Origin of the sequence: Marinobacter sp. KM021, from assembly GCF_050707965.1 — a bacterium.
Classification (GTDB): Bacteria; Pseudomonadota; Gammaproteobacteria; order Pseudomonadales; family Oleiphilaceae; genus Marinobacter; species Marinobacter shengliensis.
The window spans coordinates 535,735-555,376 of record NZ_CP136129.1; the positions used below are offsets into that span (position 1 = coordinate 535,735).

Genomic DNA, 19,642 nt, shown 5'->3' on the forward strand with positions numbered 1-19,642 from the left:
AAGTTTACCGTCTGGAGAGAGTGAATGCGTACCAACCAGCCACAAACCATCTACCTGAGCGAGTACCAGGCGCCGGCGTATCTGGTGGACCATGTCAGCCTGAGGTTTGAACTGTTCGAGGACGGCGCGCGGGTGCACAGTACCTTATCCATACGCCGCAATCCCGCCGCTGCGCAGAGCAGCGCCCCGCTGGAGCTGGATGGCGACGGCCTGACTCTGGAATCTCTGGCCTTGAACGGTCAGCCCCTGGCCAGCGATGAATACCAAAATGAGGGCGACAAGCTGGTGGTCCAAGCGGTGCCGGAGGTCTTCGAGCTGACCGTAGTCACCTGGATTGAACCGCAGAACAACACTCGCCTGGAAGGGTTGTACAAATCATCGGGCATGTTCTGCACCCAGTGCGAGGCCGAAGGCTTCCGCTGTATCACCTATTACCCGGATCGGCCGGACGTGATGGCGCGCTTCCAGACCCGCGTTGAAGCCGATAAATCCGCCTACCCGGTATTGCTGTCCAATGGTAATCCTGTTGAGCAAGGTGATCTTGAGAACGGCCGTCACTTTGTCACCTGGGAAGACCCATTCCCGAAACCAGCCTACCTGTTTGCGTTGGTGGCGGGCGATCTCGTTGAGAAACGAGACACCTTTACAACCTGTTCCGGTCGCAACATAGATCTGCGTATCTACGTGGAGGCGCGCAACGCACGCAAGTGCGATTACGCCATGGATGCGCTCAAGCGTTCGATGCGATGGGATGAGGAGGTTTACGGCCGTGAGTACGATCTTGATATCTTCATGATCGTAGCGGTGGATGATTTCAATATGGGGGCCATGGAAAACAAGGGCCTGAACATTTTCAATTCATCCTGCGTGCTTGCCAGCCAGGACACGGCCACGGATGCCGCTTTCCAGCGCATCGAAGCCATTGTTGCCCATGAGTATTTCCATAACTGGTCCGGCAACCGGGTTACCTGCCGTGACTGGTTCCAGCTAAGCCTGAAAGAAGGCTTTACGGTGTTCCGGGATTCCCAGTTCTCGGCGGATATGGGGTCGCCCACCGTCAAACGGATTGAAGACGCAACCTTGCTGCGCACTGCGCAGTTTGCCGAAGATGCCGGCCCCATGGCGCATCCGGTTCGGCCGGCGTCGTACATGGAAATCTCCAACTTCTACACCCTGACCATCTATGAAAAGGGCGCCGAAGTGGTTCGGATGATTCACAACCTGCTCGGCGCCGAGCTGTTCAGGAAGGGCAGTGACCTCTACTTTGACCGCCACGACGGCCAGGCCGTCACTACCGATGACTTTGTTCGGGCAATGGAAGATGCCTCCGGGCGCAACCTGAGCCAGTTCCGTTTGTGGTACGAGCAGGCGGGCACGCCGGTGTTGGCGGTAGCGGATCATTACGATGAGGCACAAGGTGTGTATCGACTGGATATCCGGCAGTCGATTCCGGATACGCCCGGGCAGTCCGGGAAAAAGCCGCAGCATATTCCGTTTGCGATCGGCCTGCTTGATTCCGAAGGGCAGCCGCTGCCTCTGAATATGGGGGCGGAGGACAGCAACGGTCCCGCTGAGCGGGTGCTTGAACTGACTGAGACGCAACACAGCTTTGAGTTCCATGGACTCAAGGAGCGGCCGGTGCCGTCGTTGCTGAGGGATTTTTCCGCCCCGGTGAGGGTTCATTACCCCTGGACCCGCGAACAGCTGTTGTTCCTGATGAGTCATGATCCGGATGGCTTTAACCGGTGGGATGCTGGCCAGAAACTGGCGGTCGATGTTATCCAGTCATTGGTTGACGCGCCTCAGGGCACGGAAATTGAACCACGGCTGGTGGAAGCCTATCGCCTGTTGTTGAACGATACCGAGTTGGACCAGGCGCTTGTGGCCAAGATGCTGCTGTTGCCTTCGGAAGCCTATCTGATCGAGCTTTCCGAGCAGGCCGACGTGCCGGCCATTCATGACGCCCGGGAGCAGGTTCTGACGCATCTGGCCCAGGCGCTCCGCGATGACCTGCTGGCCTGTTATCAGCGCAACGCTGGTCAGGGCGATTATCAGCTGACGCCGGGTGCCATCGCCCGTCGCAGCCTTCGTAATACAGCGTTGGCGTGGCTGCTGCACATTGATGATGAGCAGGGGCGGGCGCTGGCCGTTGAGCAGTTTGAGCAGGCGGATAACATGACGGACCGGCTCGGCGCCTTGCGTGCCCTGGTGAATTCCGGTTTTGAATCGGATCGGATCAGGGCCCTGGCAGAATTCTTCGAGCGTTTCCAGGATGACCCGCAGGTGGTTGAACTCTGGTTCTCGGTGCAGGCGTCCAGCGACCGGGCAGGGCAGTTGCCGCAGATCCAGGCGTTGTTGGAGCATCCGGCCTTCGACTGGAAGAACCCCAACAAGGTGCGTTCTGTGGTCGGGGTGTTTGCTGGCCAGAACCTGGCAGCTTTCCATAAACCGGATGGCAGTGGTTACCGGTTCCTGGCGGACCAGGTGTGTCGACTGGACGACAGCAACCCGCAGATTGCTGCCCGGTTGGTGTCTCCGCTTACCCGGTGGAAGAAGTTTTCACCGCAATACAGCAGTCAGATGAAGATCGCCCTTGAGCGGATTCGTGACAAAAACGAGCTTTCACGAGACGTGTACGAGGTGGTTCACAAGAGCCTGGCGGACTGACCCAGGCTCGTACCCTGGCTGTGATTGTAAAGCCGTCGTCACAGCCAGATACAAAATCGCACTTTCGGTCGATAGACAATGTTGCTCAATCGGCTAATCTGATGGAAAGTCTGCGATTACGTCAGACCATAACAATAAAGCCCTGTAGAGGCTCCCAGACGGATTTAAGGTTGCACAATGAGATACAACAAGAACGCATTTTTGGGCGGGCTGCTTGCGCTTTCGTTTGCAGCTGCACCGGTTCACGCCGGTGTGTCTGCCGCTGAGGCAAACCGCCTCGGTCAGGACCTGACGCCCTTCGGGTCCATCAAGGCTGGCAATGAAGCTGGTACCATTCCTGCCTGGACTGGCGGGCTGACAGAGCCCCCGGCTGGTTACGAAGGCAGTGGGCAGCACCACATCAACCCGTTCCCGGACGATCAGGTGTTGTTCACGATTACCGCCTCCAACATGGAGCAGTACGACGAGTACCTGACCGATGGCGTCAGGGCCATGCTCCGTACCTACCCAACCACATTCCGTATTCCGGTGTACCAGTCGCGCCGCACCCATGCCGTGCCCGACTGGGTTGCCGAGAATACCCGCAAGAACGCAGTCAACGCGGAAATTGTCGGACAGGCCGAGGGCTTGAGCGGAGCGTTTGGCGGTTACCCGTTCCCGATCCTGCACGGTACCGATGAAGAAAAAGCCTGGCAGGTGGTCTGGAACCATCTGACCCGGTGGCGCGGTATTTCCGTTACCCGTCGTTCCAGTGAAGTGGCGGTTCAGACCAACGGTGATTATGGTCTGGTGACCTCGCAGCAGGAAGCCTTCTTTAACTTCTACAACCCGGAAGGCGGCGAAGCCGATCTCGATAACATCATTTTCTACTACCTCTCGTTCACCCAGTCGCCGCCCCGCCTTGCCGGCGGTGCCATTCTGATTCACGAGACACTCAACCAGATTATCAACCCTCGCAACGGTTGGGGTTACAATGCTGGCCAGCGGCGGGTTCGCCGTGCCCCGAACCTCGGGTACGATTCCCCGATCGCGGCGGCCGATAACCTGCGCACCGCGGATGACACCGATATCTTTAACGGTGCCATGGATCGCTACAACTGGAACTACGAGGGTATGAGGGAAATATACATCCCTTATAACAACTACCGGATTGGCGAAAAAGGCACACCGTATTCCGAGATTCTGGGTATTTCCCATCTGAATCCTGATCTGACCCGCTGGGAGCTGCACCGCGTGCACGTGGTCGAAGCCACCCTCAAGCAGGGCGAGCGGCACATTTACGGTAAGCGTCGTTTCTATGTGGATGCGGACAGCTGGAATACCGTGCTGCTGGACCAGTACGACGGTCGTGGAGAGCTGTGGCGCGTGACCATGGGTATCCCCAAGAACTATTATGAGCTGCCCGGCGTGTGGACAGTGCTGGACGTGTACCACGACCTTCAGGCTCGCCGTTACCACGTGCTGGGTCTGGATACGGAAGAATCCGGTACTCGGGTGTTTACCGACGATGTACCGAATAAACGTTATTTCTCACCGGCCTCGCTGCGTCGGCGGAGTGTGCGCTAAGGACTCGGCGCACAGTCTGATCCCGGAGTGGCAGTAGTAGTGCCAGATATACCGGCGGCCTTATGGCTGCCGGTTTGTTTGTGCTTCTGCGAGGCTCAGGGATAACGCAACAAGATACAATCAACGTAAAGGCAATTTGAATGGCTAATAGGTTCATATGCGAGACACTGGGGTCTGCCTGTCTGGGGTTCTCCATGGTACTGGCAGCCCCCGCGGCATTTGCGGTGCCAGATATTCTTGAAACTCCTTCCCGCCCGACACTGCTGGCGCCGGAATCGTTGCTGAATGACGCAACGCGTGCCGGTGAGCGGATTGTTGCCGTTGGAGAGCGTGGGCACGTGATCTTCTCGGATGATGAGGGGCACACCTGGGTGCAGGGGGCTGTGCCGGTTTCCCTGACACTCACTGCTGTGGACTTCGGCACCGAACAGCACGGCTGGGCGGTTGGTCATAGCGGCGTGGTGTTGCATTCGTCGGACGGTGGAGAGAACTGGACCTTGCAGCTGGACGGTAATCAGGCTTCAACCCTGGCTATTGAAAGCAAGCAGTCTCAAATTGCCGAACTGGAAGAACAGATCGAACAGGCTGAAGACGATGAGAAAACGGATCTGGAGTGGGCGCTTGACGATCTGTTCTTTACTCTTGAGAACATGCAGGCAGACCAGGATGTCGGGCCGGTAAACCCGTTTCTGGATGTCTGGTTTGAAGATGACAGCCACGGGTTTGTGGTAGGTGCTTACGGCATGATCCTGAGAACCCAGGACGGCGGCGAAAACTGGGAAGACTGGGCGCCGAACCTGGATAATCCTCAGAACTTTCACCTCAACAGCATCACTCAGGTTACCGGTGGTGCCCTGGTAGCGGTTGGTGAAGCCGGGCAGATCCATGTGTCGGTGGACGGTGGCGATACCTGGGAACGCCGTGAAAGCCCCTATGAGGGGTCTTTGTTTGGGGTTATGGGTACTGGCCAGGTTAACGAAGTGTTGACGTTTGGTCTGCGGGGCAACACCTTCCGCTCGACCGACCTTGGCCGCAGCTGGACGGTGGTTCCCAACGAGGGCGGTGCAACCATTAATAACGGTGCGGTTGCAGACGACGGCAGGATTACCCTGGTGGGCAATGGTGGCGCCGTGCTTATGAGTACCAATGGCGGCGAGAGCTTCCGGGTGTACTTCCGGAACGATCGGGAAGGTGTGATGGCCGTTGTTCCCCTGCAAGGAACCAATCTTCTTCTGGTTGGCGAGGGCGGTGTCAAGTTCACCGACGCTCGTGGTCGGAATCCGAATTAACGCCCTGGTGTGGCATCAACAGATTAATGGATAGAGGGGCTTTTTAATGTCTAACCCGATGCACGACAGGGGTGAACATTACCTGACAACGCCAAAGGCGGAGCCGTTTCTCGAGCGGCTGATTTTCAATAACCGGGCACCGATCCTGGTTGCGTTTTTCATTCTGACGCTGTTCCTTGGCTACAACGCTGTCAAGATTCAGCCAGATGCGAGCTTTGAGCGGATGATTCCGCTTGAGCATCCTTACATCGTCAATATGCTCGAGCATCGGGACGATCTGGAGAACCTGGGTAACTTTGTCCGGATTGCGGTGGCCGTGGAAGAAGGCGATATCTTTACCGCCGAGTACATGGAAACCCTGCAGCAGATTACTGACGAGGTCTTTTACCTGAATGGGGTGGACCGTTCCGGCCTCAAGTCGCTGTGGACTTCCAACGTACGCTGGGTAGAGGTAACAGAACAGGGCTTCCAGGGTGGTACGGTCATTCCTGATGGCTACGACGGTTCCCGTGAAAGCCTGGAGCAATTACGTCAGAATATCCTGCGTTCCAATGAAGTCGGGCGCCTGATTTCCGATAACTTCCGTTCCACCATCGTTTACGCGCCGCTGTACGAGAAGAATCCGGAAACCGGCGAGGCGCTGGATTACGGTGAGTTCTCACGCCAGCTCGAAGAAAAGATTCGCGATAAGTACGGTGCGCAAAACCCGAACGTTAATATCCACATTGTCGGTTTCGCCAAGAAAGTGGGTGATCTGATTGAGGGTATTGCCTCCATTGCCTGGTTTGCGGGGATCACCATCCTGCTGACCACGCTGCTGTTGTTCTGGTACTCCCGCTGCATTGCGGGCACCCTGGTGCCGGTGTTCACATCGATCATTGCCGTGTTCTGGCAGCTCGGTACTCTCAAGCTGCTGGGCTACGGGCTGGACCCATACTCGGTGCTGGTTCCTTTCCTGGTCTTTGCGATCGGTATCAGTCACGGCGTTCAGATTGTCAACGCCATGGCGGTTGAAGCAGGCAAAGGCTTCGATGCCATTACCTCAGCCAGGCTCGCCTTCCGGGCCCTGTATATTCCAGGCATGCTGGCCCTGATTTCCGATGCCTTCGGCTTCCTGACCCTGGTGTTTATCGAAATCGATGTAATCCGGGATCTGGCTATTGCGGCGGGCCTGGGTGTGGCGTTCGTGATCATCACCAACCTGGTGCTGCACGTACTGATCATGTCTTACATCGGTATCTCCAAGGGTGGTGTCCGGCATGTGCAGAATCACGGGGAAAAACAGGATCGCAAATGGCGCGTTATGTCCTACTTCTCCCATCCCGGAGTGGCGCCGATTTCCCTGTTGATTGCGGTGATTGGTCTTGGCCTGGGTCTGTACTACAAGCAGGACCTGAAGGTTGGTGACCTGGACGAGGGTGCGCCGGAGCTGCGCCCGGATTCCCGTTACAACAAGGATAACTCCTTCATCATCAACAACTATTCCACCAGTGCCGACGTTCTGGTGGTGATGGTGAAAACCCAGGAAGAACAGTGCACCCAGTACAACGTATTGCGTGCGATGGATCGCCTTCAGTGGGAGCTTCAGAACACTCCGGGCGTGCAGAGCTCTGCTTCCCTGGCGGATGTTTCCAAGATGGTGACCAAGGCTCTGAACGAGGGTAGCTGGAAGTGGTATGAGATCTCCCGTAACCAGACCATCATCAACGCCTCCATTCGTGAGGCCCCGGCAGGTCTGATCAACACCACCTGTGATCTGACGCCGGTGCTGGTGTTCCTGGAAGACCACAAGGCGGAAACCCTGCAGACTGTGGTTGACCGTGTTGAGGAGTTTGCCGATAACTTCAACAACGACGAGCACACTTTCCTGCTCGCCGCAGGTAACGCCGGTATTGAGGCCGCTACCAACGAAGTTATTGCCAATGCCAAAGACATCATGTTGCTGCTGGTCTACAGCGTGGTGAGCTTGCTGTGTTTCCTGACGTTCCGGTCGATCCGCGCGGTGGCGTGTATCGTGATTCCGCTGGGCCTGACCTCCATCCTGTGTGAGGCAATCATGGCGGTCTCGGGTATCGGTATCAAGGTGGCGACCCTGCCGGTGATCGCATTGGGGGTAGGTATCGGTGTCGACTACGGTATCTATATCTACAGCAAGCTTGAGAAGTTCCTGCTGGAGGGCAAGACGCTCCAGGATGCCTATTACGAGACTCTGCGCTCAACCGGTAAGGCGGTTATCTTTACCGGTGTGACTCTGGGTCTTGGTGTGGTGACCTGGATCTTCTCGCCGATCAAGTTCCAGGCGGATATGGGCTTCCTGCTGTTCTTCATGTTCCTCTGGAACATGGTGGGCGCTATTTGGCTGCTGCCTGCGTTGGCGCGCTTCCTGTTGCGCCCGGACAAAATGCTTGCCAAGGCAAGAGCGGCGAAATAATCGCCAGAACTGCAAAAAAGCCCGCACTCGCGGGCTTTTTTGTTGCTGAGTCAGACGGTTAGCGAGCTAATGCATTCTTTATTTATGGCCCGAAGTGGTCTATGTTCTTAAACGACCGGGATGTTTGCCCGCACTTTGAGACGGGCAACTGACAATAAAGACCAAGAAGAGAAGGAAGAGCACACATGACACTAAAACTCAAAGCGTCCGCGTTTGCCGTTGCTGCCGCCGTGAGCCTCGGGGCCGCATCGACAGCCGTTTCCGCCCAGGAACAGCGCTTCGTGACCATCGGCACAGGCGGCGTGACCGGTGTGTACTATCCCGCTGGTGGCGCCATCTGCCGGCTGGTGAACATGGATCGGAAAGCACACGGTATTCGCTGCTCTGTCGAGAGCACCGGTGGTTCCGTGTACAACCTGAACGCCATTCGCGGGGGTGAGCTTGATCTGGCGGTGGCCCAGTCCGACTGGCAGTTCCACGCATACAACGGCACCAGCCAGTTTGAAGACGCCGGCAAGAACGAGAAGTTGCGGGCTGTTTTCTCACTGCATCCGGAGCCGTTCACCGTGGTAGCGAGCAAGGGCTCTGGCATCAAGAACTTTGAAGACCTGGAGGGCAAGCGGGTATCCGTGGGCAACCCGGGTTCCGGCCAACGCGCAACCGCTGAAGTTCTGATGGACGAAATGGGCTGGGGTATGGACAAGTTCGCCCTGGCGGCGGAAATCAAGGCGGCGGAGCAGTCCCAGGCTCTGTGTGATGGCAACATTGATGCTTTCTTCTACACCGTTGGCCACCCCTCCGGTGCCATCAAGGAAGCCACCACCTCCTGCGACAGTGTCCTGGTAAACGTGGATAACGCGGCCAGCAAGAAACTGATTGACGACAACCCGTACTACCGGAAGGCGGTTATTCCGGGTGGAATGTACCGTGGGTCTGACCAGGACGTAACCACTTTCGGTGTGGCAGCAACCTTTGTGTCATCAACCGATGTGGCAGACGATGTGGTTTATGAAGTGGTTAAAGCGGTCTTTGAGAACTTTGACAGCTTCAAGCGCCTGCATCCTGCGTTCGGTAACCTGAAGAAGGAAGAGATGGTCTCTGACGCCCTGAGTGCGCCTCTGCATCCGGGTGCCGCCAAGTACTATCGTGAGGCTGGCCTGATCGACTGATCCGGCACGTCGCCGGCAGGGTGGGCGTCCGGCCCGCCCTGCTGATTCCAACCAGGTTATCTCCCATCACAGGTACATTCTATGGCGAAGAACGACCTCGGTACCGGGGCGGGTGTTGACGCCGCCAAGGTCGATCAGCTGTTGCAGACAGAAACCGGAGGCAGGGCTCTCACCGGACCGGCATCTGTCATCCTGTTTATCGTGCCCCTTTGCTGGTCTTTGTTTCAGCTCTGGATTGCATCACCGCTGCCGTTCATTCTGAACTTCGGCATTTTCAATTCCACGGAAGCCCGCTCCATTCATCTGGCATTTGCGGTTTTCCTGGCGTTTTCAGCATTCCCCATGATCAAGGGAGTACACGCCGATAAAGTACCGGTCTACGACTGGATACTGGCACTTGCGGCTGCTTTCTCCGCATCTTACCTTTTCGTGTTCTATAACGAACTTTCTACCCGCCCGGGTGCGCCGATTACCATGGATCTATGGGTCGCGCTCGGAGGTTTGGTGTTGTTGCTTGAAGCCACTCGACGGGCCCTTGGCCTGCCGCTGACCATCGTCGCGGCGGTGTTCATCACCTATTCGATTGCCGGCCCTTACATGCCGGATGTCATTGCCCATAAGGGGGTCAGCCTCAACAAGCTGGCGTCTCATCAATGGCTGGGTACCGAAGGTGTTTTCGGGGTGGCGTTGGGTGTATCCACCAGCTTTGTGTTTCTATTCGTACTTTTTGGTGCGTTGCTTGAACGTGCCGGAGCCGGCAACTACTTCATCAAGGTGGCCTACGCCATGCTTGGCCACATGCGTGGTGGCCCGGCGAAAGCTGCGGTGGTATCCAGTGGTTTGAGCGGTGTTATTTCCGGCTCATCGATTGCCAATGTGGTCACCACGGGTACGTTCACGATTCCGCTGATGAAGCGTGTTGGCTTTCCGGCTACCAAGGCCGGTGCTGTTGAGGTTGCCGCATCCACCAATGGACAGCTCACACCACCTATCATGGGCGCCGCCGCGTTTTTGATGGTTGAGTACGTGGGCATTTCTTACCTGGAGGTGATCAAGCACGCCATTCTGCCAGCTCTGATTTCCTACGTGGCACTGATTTACATTGTTCACCTTGAAGCCTGCAAACTGAAGATGGAAGGCATTGAACGCCCGAACCGACCCTCGTTGGCGCAGCGAATGCTGAATTGGGTCGTGATTCTGATCGGCCTGATCGTACTCACCTTTGCGGTTTATTATGGTGTGGGTTGGACCAAGGAAGTTCTTGGCGCGGCGGCACCCTGGGTGCTTGGCCCGCTGCTTGTTGCCGTCTATGTGGGTTTGGTTGGCTATGCCACGCGGTATCCCGAGTTGGAAATAGATGATCCTGAGAAAGCGATGGGGGCGTTACCCGAGGTGGGCCCCACAGTCAAAACCGGCCTGTACTATCTTCTACCGGTGGTGGTATTGGTCTGGTGCTTGACCGTAGAGCGCTTTTCGCCGCAGTTGTCCGCGTTCTGGGCGACTCTGTTCATGATCTTCATCGTGATAACACAGCGCCCGCTGAAAACACTTTTCCGAAGCCGCGGTCAGGTGCTCCGTGAGTTTGCCAGCGGCTTTGTGGATCTGGCGCACTCCCTGGCGACCGGCGCTCGCAACATGGTGGGCATTGGTGTTGCCACGGCCACCGCCGGCATCGTGGTTGGTACCGTAACTCTCACCGGTATCGGGCTGGTGATGACAGAGTTTGTAGAGTTCCTCTCCGGCGGCAATCTGCTGCTGATGCTCATCTTCACCGCGGTGATCAGTCTTATTCTGGGGATGGGCTTGCCCACCACCGCTAATTACATCGTGGTATCTACGCTGATGGCGCCGGTCATCGTTACCCTCGGCGCCCAGAATGGCTTGCTCGTGCCGCTTATTGCGGTTCACCTGTTTGTGTTCTATTTCGGGATACTGGCGGATGATACGCCGCCCGTGGGTCTGGCCGCCTACGCGGCGGCCGCCATCTCGGGCGCAGACCCCATTCGAACGGGTATTCAGGGTTTTACCTACGATATCCGTACCGCCATCCTGCCGTTCATGTTTATCTTCAACACCCAGTTGTTGCTGATCGGCCTGACCGGGTGGGTCGACCTGCTGATTACCGTGGCCAGTGCGGTGACGGCAATGCTCGTGTTCTCCGCCGCAACACAGGGTTTCTGGTTTACCCGCAGCTACAAGTGGGAAAGCCTGTTGCTCCTGTTGATTACCTTCACCCTGTTCCGGCCCGGGTTCTGGTGGGACATGATCTATCCGCCTTATGAAGAGCGGCAGGGCAGTGCGATTATGGAGTACGTCGAGACGGTGCCGGTTGATGACGCAACGGTTTTCCGGGTATCGGGCATGGGGCTGGATGGCAGTGATGTCACCACCTATGTTCAGCTCGACATTCCGGCTGGTGGGTCAGCGGAGGAACGGCTCTCAGCTGTCGGTTTGGACGTGTCCGATCAGGGGGACGTGCTGGCGGTGAATTTTGTCGATTTTGGCAGCGCTGCGGAAGATGCCGGTATTGAGTTTGGTTGGAATATCGAAGCAGTTCAGGCAAAGCTCGACCGGCCACCGAGGGAATTGATGTTTATTCCCGCGCTGTTGTTGCTTGGATTGGTGGCGTTTGGCCAGCTCAAGCGCAAAGCCAGGGAGGACGCATCACCTCAAGCGGCGTAAAGCTCATGGCACTTAGTGAAAACCCGGCGTTGCTGCCGGGTTTTTTTCTGTTAGACTCGCCCTCAAACCGGCCCGTGGTTTGTATCACGGAGCCCGGCCACCATGTGATCTTTGGTATAGATCACCGCTGAGAAACCATCAGGAGAGAATCATGCCCGTCGTTACCCTGCCGGATGGCAGTCATCGCAGTTTTGCCGAACCCGTTACCGTTCATGATGTGGCCGCCGATATTGGTGCAGGCCTTGCAAAGGCCGCCCTGGCCGGAAAAGTGAATGGCAAGCTCGTGGATACCAGTCATCTGATCGAAAACGATGTAGAGCTGGCCATCGTAACCGAGCGCGATGAAGACGGTGTAGACGTGATTCGTCACTCAACCGCCCACCTGATGGCCATGGCGGTACAAGATCTGTTCCCTGGCGCCCAGGTAACCATCGGGCCGGTGATCGAGAACGGTTTCTACTACGACTTCAAATACGAGCGCCCGTTTACCAACGAAGACCTGGCGCGCATCGAAAAGCGTATGGAAGAACTCGCCAAACAGGACCTGCCGGTCTCCCGTTCCATCATGTCCCGGGAGGAAGCGGTCAAACTGTTTGAAAAAATGGGTGAGGAATACAAGGTTCGGATCATCGAGGATATCCCCGGTGAGGAAGATCTGTCGTTCTATAGTCAAGGTGACTTTATTGACCTGTGCCGTGGTCCTCACGTGCCCAGCACCGGCAAGCTGAAAGCGTTCAAGCTCACCAAGGTTGCGGGTGCCTACTGGCGCGGTGATACCAGCAATGAACAATTGCAGCGTATCTACGGCACGGCCTGGGGTAACAAGAAAGACCTGAAAACCTATCTGCATCGCCTGGAAGAGGCCGAAAAGCGGGATCACCGAAAGATTGGCAAGAAGCTGGGCCTGTTCCACATGCAGGAGGAAGCTCCCGGCATGGTGTTCTGGCATCCGGATGGCTGGTCCCTGTACCAGGAAGTTGAGCAGTACATGCGGGCCAAGCAGCACCAGCATGGCTACAAGGAAATCAAAACACCGCAGGTGGTGTCCCGCACGCTCTGGGAGAAGTCCGGGCACTGGGACAAGTTCAAGGATGGCATGTTCACCACCGAGTCCGAGAAGCACGATTACGCCATCAAGCCCATGAACTGCCCGTGCCACGTACAGGTGTTCAATCAGGGTCTGAAAAGCTATAAGGACCTGCCGCTGCGCCTGGCAGAATTCGGCTCATGCCACCGAAATGAAGCCTCCGGGGCTCTTCATGGCCTGATGCGGGTGCGCGGATTCACTCAGGATGATGCCCATATCTTCTGTGAAGAAGACGCCATCCAGGAAGAAGTGTCGGCGTTCATGAAAATGCTGCACGAAGTGTATGAGGACTTCGGTTTTACCGAGATTCTGTACAAATTGTCCACTCGCCCGGAGAAGCGCGTAGGTTCGGACGAGGTCTGGGACAAGGCGGAGGCTGCTCTTGAAGAAGCCCTGAACCGCGAGGGTGTTGATTGGGAATTGTTGCCGGGCGAGGGTGCCTTCTACGGTCCCAAAATTGAGTATTCCCTGAAAGACTGTCTCGGCCGGGTTTGGCAGTGTGGTACCATTCAGGTGGATTTCTCAATGCCAGGCCGCCTGGGTGCCCAATATGTGGCCGATAATTCCGAGCGGAAAACTCCCGTTATGCTGCATCGGGCGGTTCTCGGGTCTTTTGAGCGGTTTATCGGTATACTGATCGAAGAATACGAAGGCGCATTCCCCACGTGGCTTGCTCCGACACAGGTTGCGGTGCTGAATATTACCGATAACCAGCGTGATTATTGTCAGAATCTGGCCAAAAAGTGGGATTCTTTGGGTTATCGGGTTAATGCTGACTTGAGAAACGAGAAGATCGGCTTTAAAATCCGCGAGCATACTCTTAACAAGGTTCCCTACCTGATCGTTGTTGGCGATAAAGAAATCGAGAACAACGCCGTTGCAGTAAGAACTCGCAAAGGCGAAGATCTGGGCACCATGTCTGTCGACGAGTTTGAACAGCTGCTTGCAGCTGACGTCGACCGAAAAGGCAGAAACAAAACGGAGATCTGATTATTAAACAGCGAACGAATCGGGGTGGGCGTACTCCAAAAGCGCCTATCAATGAGAACATTGACGCAACTGAAGTCCGTCTGATTGATGCCGAAGGCAATCAGGTCGGGATAGTACCCATCGAGGACGCGATCCGCATGGCGGAAGAAGCCACCCTTGATCTGGTGCAGGTTACGGATTCCGATCCGATCGTCTGTAAGATAATGGACTACGGCAAGAAAATTTTTGAAGAGAAAAAGGCCAAGGCGGCTGCCAAGAAAAAGCAGAAGCAGACGCAGGTCAAAGAGCTGAAGTTCCGACCAGGAACGGAAGAAGGGGATTATCAGGTCAAACTACGCAACCTGGTACGTTTCCTTGAGAACGGGGATCGCGGCAAGATCACGATTCGGTTCCGCGGCCGTGAGATGGCACACCAGGAAATTGGTATGAAACTCATGGCTCGGATTGAAACCGACATCGAAGAACTTGCAACGGTTGAGATGCGGCCGAAAATGGAAGGCCGGCAGATGACCATGATTGTGGCTCCCCGCAAGAAGAAGTGAACCTGATCCCAGCACGGGTCCCCCGCAGCGGCGGGGGATTTGTCGTTCAGGGGCACAGTTGTTTTTATTCATAATAGAATGCGGAGTTTTAAAAATGCCGAAGATGAAAACCAAAAGCGGAGCTACCAAGCGGTTCAAGAAGACCGCCACCGGCTTCAAGCACAAGCAGTCCTTCACCAGTCACATCCTGACCAAGAAGAGCCCGAAGCGTAAGCGTCAGCTGCGCGGCACCAAGCTCATCGCCAAGTCGGATGTTGCATCTATCAAGCGCATGACCGCGTGCTGATCCAGCCGCGCGAAACGTTCCTTAGAAAGTAAAGGTAGAAGGATTAAAGTATGGCTCGTGTAAAGCGTGGCGTGGTAGCACGTCGTCGTCACAAGAAGATTCTCAAGCAGGCCAAGGGTTACTACGGCGCTCGTAGTCGTGTATTCCGCGTTGCCAAGCAGGCGGTTATCAAGGCTGGTCAGTATGCCTACCGTGACCGTCGCAACCGTAAGCGCGCTTTCCGCGCTCTGTGGATTGCCCGTATCAACGCTGGCGCCCGTGCAAACGGCCTGTCGTACAGCCGTCTGATCGCTGGCCTGAAGAAGGCGAATGTTGAAATCGATCGTAAGGTTCTGGCTGATCTGGCCATGAACGAGCAGCAGGCGTTTGCCGCTGTGGTTGAGAAGGCCAAAGCATCCCTGTGATCGCTTAAGCTCTTTCATCGATTACTGATCGATCCGGGTGCTTCATGTCATCGTGAATGCGCCCTCTGATAGGGGAAGGGCACGCTCTTCCCCTATTTTTGTTTTAACCTACCCCATTTCTGGTTTGGAGCAGGGTCAATGGAAAACCTGGAGCAACTGGTTCAGGACGGGTTGAACGCGGTAGAAAACGCGAGCGACCTTCAGGCACTTGATCAAATTCGCGTGGAATATCTCGGCAAGAAGGGGGTAATCACCCAGCAGGCGAAAACCCTGGGTAAACTCTCTGCGGAGGAGCGTCCTGCCGCCGGCCAGAAGATCAATGAAGCCAAGGGGCAGGTTGAGCAAGCTATCAATGCGCGCCGGGCAGATCTTGAGACAGCCGCCATAGAGGCGAAGCTGGCCAGCGAATCCATTGATGTGACCTTGCCCGGCCGTGGCCAGGACCTGGGGGGCTTGCACCCGGTCACCCGCACCCTGCAGCGTATTGAGGACATTTTTGCCCGCGCCGGTTACAGCGTGGAGCAGGGGCCGGAAATCGAAGATGACTACCATAACTTCGAAGCGCTGAATATTCCCGGGCATCACCCGGCCCGTGCCATGCACGATACCTTCTATTTCAATCCCGGCACTCTGCTGCGGACCCATACCTCTCCGGTTCAGATCCGCACCATGGAAGCCGGCAAGCCGCCATTCCGGATGATCTGCCCGGGCCGCGTGTACCGCTGCGATTCGGATATGACTCACACCCCCATGTTCCACCAGGTGGAGGGGTTGCTGGTTGAGAAGAACGTCAGCTTTGCGGATCTGAAAAGCACGGTGGAAGAATTCCTGCGGGTGTTCTTCGAGCGTGATCTGAAAGTACGTTTTCGTCCGTCGTATTTCCCGTTCACCGAGCCCTCCGCGGAGGTGGATATCGAGTGGGGCCGGGAAGCAGACGGCAGCATCAAGTGGCTGGAAGTGATGGGCTGCGGCATGGTGCACCCGAAAGTGTTCGAGCATTGCGGTATTGATGCCGAAGAATATCGTGGCTTTGCCTTTGGTCTGGGCGTTGAACGCCTGGCCATGCTCCGCTACGGCGTGAAAGATCTGCGCATGTTCTTCGAAAACGACCTGCGTTTCCTGCGTCAGTTCCGTTAAGCCCAGGGGCAGGACGACGTACGCAGAGCTCAGAATCAACCGCATAAACCGCATCAGGACAAGGCAAGAACGATGAAATTCAGTGAACAGTGGCTGCGCGAGTGGGTTAACCCGAACCTTGGATCCCAGGAATTGATGGACCAGATCACCATGGCCGGGCTGGAAGTGGATGGCTTTGAGCCGGTGGCCGGGGAGTTCAGCGGTGTGGTGGTTGGCGAGGTGATTTCCGCCGAACCCCACCCGGATGCTGACAAGCTGCGTGTGTGTCAGGTGAGTGACGGTACCAATACCGTTCAGGTGGTTTGTGGCGCTCCCAATGTGCGCGCCGGCCTGAAAGTGCCGTTTGCGGTGGTTGGTGCGGTGTTGCCCGGTAACTTCAAGATCAAGAAGGCCAAGCTGCGTGGCCAGCCTTCCGAAGGCATGCTCTGCTCCGAATCCGAACTGGCGCTGTCTGAAAATCACGATGGCCTGATGGAATTGCCTGTTGATGCGCCGGTTGGTCAGGACGTAGCGGATTACCTGAAGCTCAACGACATCGCCATTGATGTTGACCTCACTCCGAACCGCAGTGATTGCTTGTCCATCAAGGGGTTGGCCCGGGAAGTGGGTGTTCTGAACAGCCTGCTGGTAGAGGCACCAGACATTGCTCCGGTGGAAGCGGTGCATTCGGAAGTGCCGGATATCCGCGTAGAGGCGCCGGAAGGTTGCCCCCGTTACCTGGGGCGCGTTCTGCGTAACGTCAACCTGCAGGCGGAAACACCCTTGTGGATGCAGGAAAAGCTGCGCCGTTCCGGTATCCGGTCCATTGATGCCGCAGTGGATGTCACCAATTACGTGATGCTGGAGCTTGGCCAGCCCATGCACGCCTTCGACCGTGACGAGATCAGTGGCGGTATCATTGTGCGTATGGCCAAGGCAGGCGAAAAACTGGTGCTGCTGGATGGTCAGGAAGTTGAATTGACTCCGGAAACCCTCCTGATTGCGGACCACCAGAAGCCGATTGCCATTGCCGGCGTTATGGGTGGGGAGCACTCCGGGGTGAGCCCGAAAACCCGGGACCTGGTGCTGGAGTCGGCCTATTTCGATCCCATTACCCTGGCGGGTAAGGCCCGCGAATATGGTTTGCACACCGATGCCTCCCACCGTTTTGAGCGTGGTGTTGATTACCAACTGGCTCGCGATGCCATGGAGCGGGCAACGCGCCTGCTGATGGACATTGTTGGTGGCGAGCCCGGAGAAATCGTGGAAGTGGCTAGCCAGGAGCACTTGCCGAAAGCGAGAGTGATCGATCTGAGGGAAAAACGCCTGGCCGATGTGCTGGGCCTGGCGATTGACCGCACCACGGTGGAAGAAATCCTGTCTCGTCTTGGTCTGCATATCGACAAGTTACTGAAAGACGGCTGGCGCATCAGTGTGCCCAGCTTCCGCCCGGACATTTCCATCGAAGAAGACCTGATCGAGGAAGTCGGTCGTATCTTCGGTTACAACAACCTGCCGGTGACCGAGCCAACGGGCTCCCTTGGCTTGCGGGCGAGGGAAGAGGCGGTACGGCCGTTGTCGGCCATTCGCAACTTCTTCGTGGCGCAGGGCTACCAGGAAGCAGTTACCTACAGCTTTGTTGATCCGAAGGTACAACAGCTGATTGATCCAGAGCGGGAAGGCATTGCTCTGGCCAATCCGATTTCGGCGGATTTGTCAGTGATGCGTACCACCCTGTGGAGCGGCCTGTTGAAGACAGCGGTGCACAACCAGAACCGCCAGCAGCCCCGCATCCGTCTGTTTGAAACCGGTCTCAGGTTTGAGAAAAATGACGGTGAGATCGACCAGCAGCCGATGCTAGCCGGTGTGGTGGTGGGCAATCAGGCACCAGAAAACTGGGTAAACGGTCGCAGAACAGCGGACTTCTTTGATGTAAAAGGAGAGTTGGAAAGCCTGTTCCGTGTGCTGGGTATCGAGATTCAGTTCATCGCCAGCCAGCATCCGGCGCTGCACCCGGGCCAGACCGCTGAATTGTTGCGTGACGGTGAACATGTGGGCTGGTTGGGCACGTTGCACCCACAAGTTCAGAAAAATCTTGAACTTAATGGCACGATCCTGATGTTTGAGCTATTCTTGAATTCGATCGTTACCGGATATGTGCCTAATTTCAAAGATATTTCAAAATTTCCGGAAGTTCGGCGGGATTTGGCTATTATTATCGGGAGCGATGTGGCGTTCGCCCAGGTTGAGCATGTGGCCAGGAGGCATGCTGGTGAACACCTTACGGCGTTGCGTGTGTTTGATGTCTATGAAGGCGAAAGCCTGGGTGAAGGCAACCGAAGCCTGGCGCTCAGCCTGTTTTGGCAGCATCCCGAACGCACGCTCAATGAAGATGAAGTGCATTCGCTCTTCAACGGCGTTATTGATGCCTTGAAAGAAGAGCTGGGGGCAACACTGAGGAGTTGAGAAATGGCGGCTTTGACGAAAGCGGACATGGCAGAGCGCTTGTACGAGGAGTTGGGTCTTAACAAGCGTGAGGCCAAGGAAATGGTAGAAGCTTTCTTCGATGAAATCAGGGGCGCACTCAGCCACAACGAGCAGGTGAAGTTGTCGGGGTTTGGCAACTTCGATCTCAGGGACAAGAAGCAGCGGCCGGGACGGAACCCGAAAACGGGTGAAGAAATTCCCATCAGTGCACGACGCGTAGTTACGTTTCGACCAGGTCAGAAACTGAAGCAGAAAGTAGAAGCGTATGCTGGAACCGAGTCATAACAACGAGCTCCCCGCCATTCCGGGGAAACGCTATTTCACGATTGGTGAAGTGGCCGATTTGTGTGCTGTAAAAGCCCACGTATTGCGCTATTGGGAGCAGGAGTTTCCCCAGTTGTCGCCGGTCAAGCGCCGGGGCAATCGTCGTTACTACCAGCGGGCGGATGTGATTACCATTCGTCAGATTCGCAGTCTGCTTTACGATCAGGGGTACACCATTGGTGGCGCCAAGCAGAAGCTGAGCAGCTCTGAAGTCAAAGACGACACCTCCCAGTACAAGCAACTGATCCGGCAAATGATCACCGAGCTGGAAGAAGTGCTGGATGTGCTGAATTCCCCCGCCCGGTAAGTTGCCTCGGGGAACGCAGTGTAAGCCGTTGATGAAAGGCCGGAGTGGGTACCCACTCCGGCCTTTATGCTTTCTGGCGTGCGCTTTCTGCCTATTTGGTTTTGCAGGTTTTGATGCCCAGCAGGGAATAGGCGGGGCAGTTGCCAATGGCAGCGGTGGCCAGGGGCACCACACCAATCCAGCCCCAGGCCGTTTGTGGCCCTACAAACACCAGGGCAATCAGAATAACGCCAACAATGGCGCGAATAATCCGGTCCGCTGAACCCATGTTTACCGTCATCTTTGTCTCTCCTGT

Annotated in this window: 15 protein-coding genes; 14 read left to right on the top strand and 1 reads right to left on the bottom strand. The window is 56.3% G+C overall.

Annotated elements, in window-relative coordinates:
- Window positions 1-24: 24 nt before the first annotated feature.
- From pepN to RVM24_RS02660, 14 genes are all read left to right on the top strand, one after another.
- Window positions 25-2,667 (top strand): aminopeptidase N, encoded by a 2,643-nt coding sequence (gene pepN, locus RVM24_RS02595; RefSeq protein ID WP_431474913.1) that lies wholly within the window; start codon window positions 25-27, stop codon window positions 2,665-2,667.
- A 177-nt stretch (window positions 2,668-2,844) separates the two neighbouring features.
- Window positions 2,845-4,233, top strand: a complete 1,389-nt coding sequence (locus tag RVM24_RS02600; RefSeq protein WP_061331697.1) for a DUF1329 domain-containing protein — start codon at window positions 2,845-2,847, stop codon at window positions 4,231-4,233.
- Window positions 4,234-4,373: 140 nt separating this feature from the next.
- Window positions 4,374-5,522, top strand: coding sequence for a WD40/YVTN/BNR-like repeat-containing protein (locus RVM24_RS02605; RefSeq protein ID WP_286920976.1), 1,149 nt, complete (start codon window positions 4,374-4,376; stop codon window positions 5,520-5,522).
- A gap of 46 nt (window positions 5,523-5,568) precedes the next feature.
- Complete coding sequence (locus tag RVM24_RS02610) at window positions 5,569-7,953, top strand: efflux RND transporter permease subunit (protein WP_230714392.1); 2,385 nt, start codon at window positions 5,569-5,571, stop codon at window positions 7,951-7,953.
- Between the two features lie 185 nt (window positions 7,954-8,138).
- Entirely contained in the window at window positions 8,139-9,122 is a 984-nt protein-coding gene (locus RVM24_RS02615; RefSeq protein ID WP_058093128.1) for a TAXI family TRAP transporter solute-binding subunit, read from the top strand.
- A gap of 81 nt (window positions 9,123-9,203) precedes the next feature.
- The gene (locus RVM24_RS02620; protein WP_431474914.1) at window positions 9,204-11,804 is read left to right on the top strand and encodes a TRAP transporter permease; all 2,601 of its coding nucleotides are present in this window, start codon (window positions 9,204-9,206) and stop codon (window positions 11,802-11,804) included.
- 151 nt (window positions 11,805-11,955) lie between these two features.
- On the top strand, window positions 11,956-13,881 hold the full coding sequence (gene thrS, locus RVM24_RS02625; RefSeq protein WP_431474915.1) for a threonine--tRNA ligase: 1,926 nt from the start codon (window positions 11,956-11,958) through the stop codon (window positions 13,879-13,881).
- Window positions 13,878-14,423 (top strand): translation initiation factor IF-3, encoded by a 546-nt coding sequence (gene infC / locus RVM24_RS02630; RefSeq protein WP_082780529.1) that lies wholly within the window; start codon window positions 13,878-13,880, stop codon window positions 14,421-14,423. Before thrS ends, infC begins: the two co-directional genes overlap by 4 nt.
- A gap of 94 nt (window positions 14,424-14,517) precedes the next feature.
- Window positions 14,518-14,709, top strand: a complete 192-nt coding sequence (rpmI, locus tag RVM24_RS02635; protein ID WP_007151842.1) for a 50S ribosomal protein L35 — start codon at window positions 14,518-14,520, stop codon at window positions 14,707-14,709.
- A gap of 50 nt (window positions 14,710-14,759) precedes the next feature.
- On the top strand, window positions 14,760-15,113 hold the full coding sequence (rplT, locus tag RVM24_RS02640) for a 50S ribosomal protein L20 (RefSeq protein WP_022989373.1): 354 nt from the start codon (window positions 14,760-14,762) through the stop codon (window positions 15,111-15,113).
- A 138-nt stretch (window positions 15,114-15,251) separates the two neighbouring features.
- Window positions 15,252-16,250, top strand: a complete 999-nt coding sequence (pheS, locus tag RVM24_RS02645) for a phenylalanine--tRNA ligase subunit alpha (RefSeq protein WP_138436651.1) — start codon at window positions 15,252-15,254, stop codon at window positions 16,248-16,250.
- A gap of 72 nt (window positions 16,251-16,322) precedes the next feature.
- Window positions 16,323-18,695 (top strand): phenylalanine--tRNA ligase subunit beta, encoded by a 2,373-nt coding sequence (gene pheT / locus RVM24_RS02650; RefSeq protein ID WP_286920531.1) that lies wholly within the window; start codon window positions 16,323-16,325, stop codon window positions 18,693-18,695.
- 3 nt (window positions 18,696-18,698) lie between these two features.
- The gene (ihfA, locus tag RVM24_RS02655) at window positions 18,699-19,001 is read left to right on the top strand and encodes an integration host factor subunit alpha (RefSeq protein ID WP_044386556.1); all 303 of its coding nucleotides are present in this window, start codon (window positions 18,699-18,701) and stop codon (window positions 18,999-19,001) included.
- Window positions 18,982-19,347, top strand: a complete 366-nt coding sequence (locus RVM24_RS02660; protein WP_058093133.1) for a MerR family transcriptional regulator — start codon at window positions 18,982-18,984, stop codon at window positions 19,345-19,347. The genes ihfA and RVM24_RS02660 overlap by 20 nt, the downstream gene beginning before the upstream one ends.
- Window positions 19,348-19,438: 91 nt before the next feature.
- On the opposite strand, the gene RVM24_RS02665 is transcribed toward RVM24_RS02660, so the two are convergent.
- Entirely contained in the window at window positions 19,439-19,627 is a 189-nt protein-coding gene (locus RVM24_RS02665; protein ID WP_072677717.1) for a YgaP family membrane protein, read from the bottom strand.
- Between the last annotated feature and the right edge of the window lie 15 nt (window positions 19,628-19,642).

Bases quoted from the DNA above. Each gene is read 5' to 3' on its own strand.
- RVM24_RS02600 (WP_061331697.1), top strand. From the start codon at position 2,845: ATGAGATACAACAAGAACGCATTTTTGGGCGGGCTGCTTGCGCTTTCG.
- thrS (WP_431474915.1), top strand. From the start codon at position 11,956: ATGCCCGTCGTTACCCTGCCGGATGGCAGTCATCGCAGTTTTGCCGAA.
- RVM24_RS02620 (WP_431474914.1), top strand. From the start codon at position 9,204: ATGGCGAAGAACGACCTCGGTACCGGGGCGGGTGTTGACGCCGCCAAG.
- rplT (WP_022989373.1), top strand. From the start codon at position 14,760: ATGGCTCGTGTAAAGCGTGGCGTGGTAGCACGTCGTCGTCACAAGAAG.
- RVM24_RS02660 (WP_058093133.1), top strand. From the start codon at position 18,982: ATGCTGGAACCGAGTCATAACAACGAGCTCCCCGCCATTCCGGGGAAA.
- ihfA (WP_044386556.1), top strand. From the start codon at position 18,699: ATGGCGGCTTTGACGAAAGCGGACATGGCAGAGCGCTTGTACGAGGAG.
- RVM24_RS02605 (WP_286920976.1), top strand. From the start codon at position 4,374: ATGGCTAATAGGTTCATATGCGAGACACTGGGGTCTGCCTGTCTGGGG.
- RVM24_RS02615 (WP_058093128.1), top strand. From the start codon at position 8,139: ATGACACTAAAACTCAAAGCGTCCGCGTTTGCCGTTGCTGCCGCCGTG.
- rpmI (WP_007151842.1), top strand. From the start codon at position 14,518: ATGCCGAAGATGAAAACCAAAAGCGGAGCTACCAAGCGGTTCAAGAAG.
- RVM24_RS02665 (WP_072677717.1), bottom strand. From the start codon at position 19,627: ATGACGGTAAACATGGGTTCAGCGGACCGGATTATTCGCGCCATTGTT.
- pepN (WP_431474913.1), top strand. From the start codon at position 25: ATGCGTACCAACCAGCCACAAACCATCTACCTGAGCGAGTACCAGGCG.
- pheT (WP_286920531.1), top strand. From the start codon at position 16,323: ATGAAATTCAGTGAACAGTGGCTGCGCGAGTGGGTTAACCCGAACCTT.
- pheS (WP_138436651.1), top strand. From the start codon at position 15,252: ATGGAAAACCTGGAGCAACTGGTTCAGGACGGGTTGAACGCGGTAGAA.
- RVM24_RS02610 (WP_230714392.1), top strand. From the start codon at position 5,569: ATGTCTAACCCGATGCACGACAGGGGTGAACATTACCTGACAACGCCA.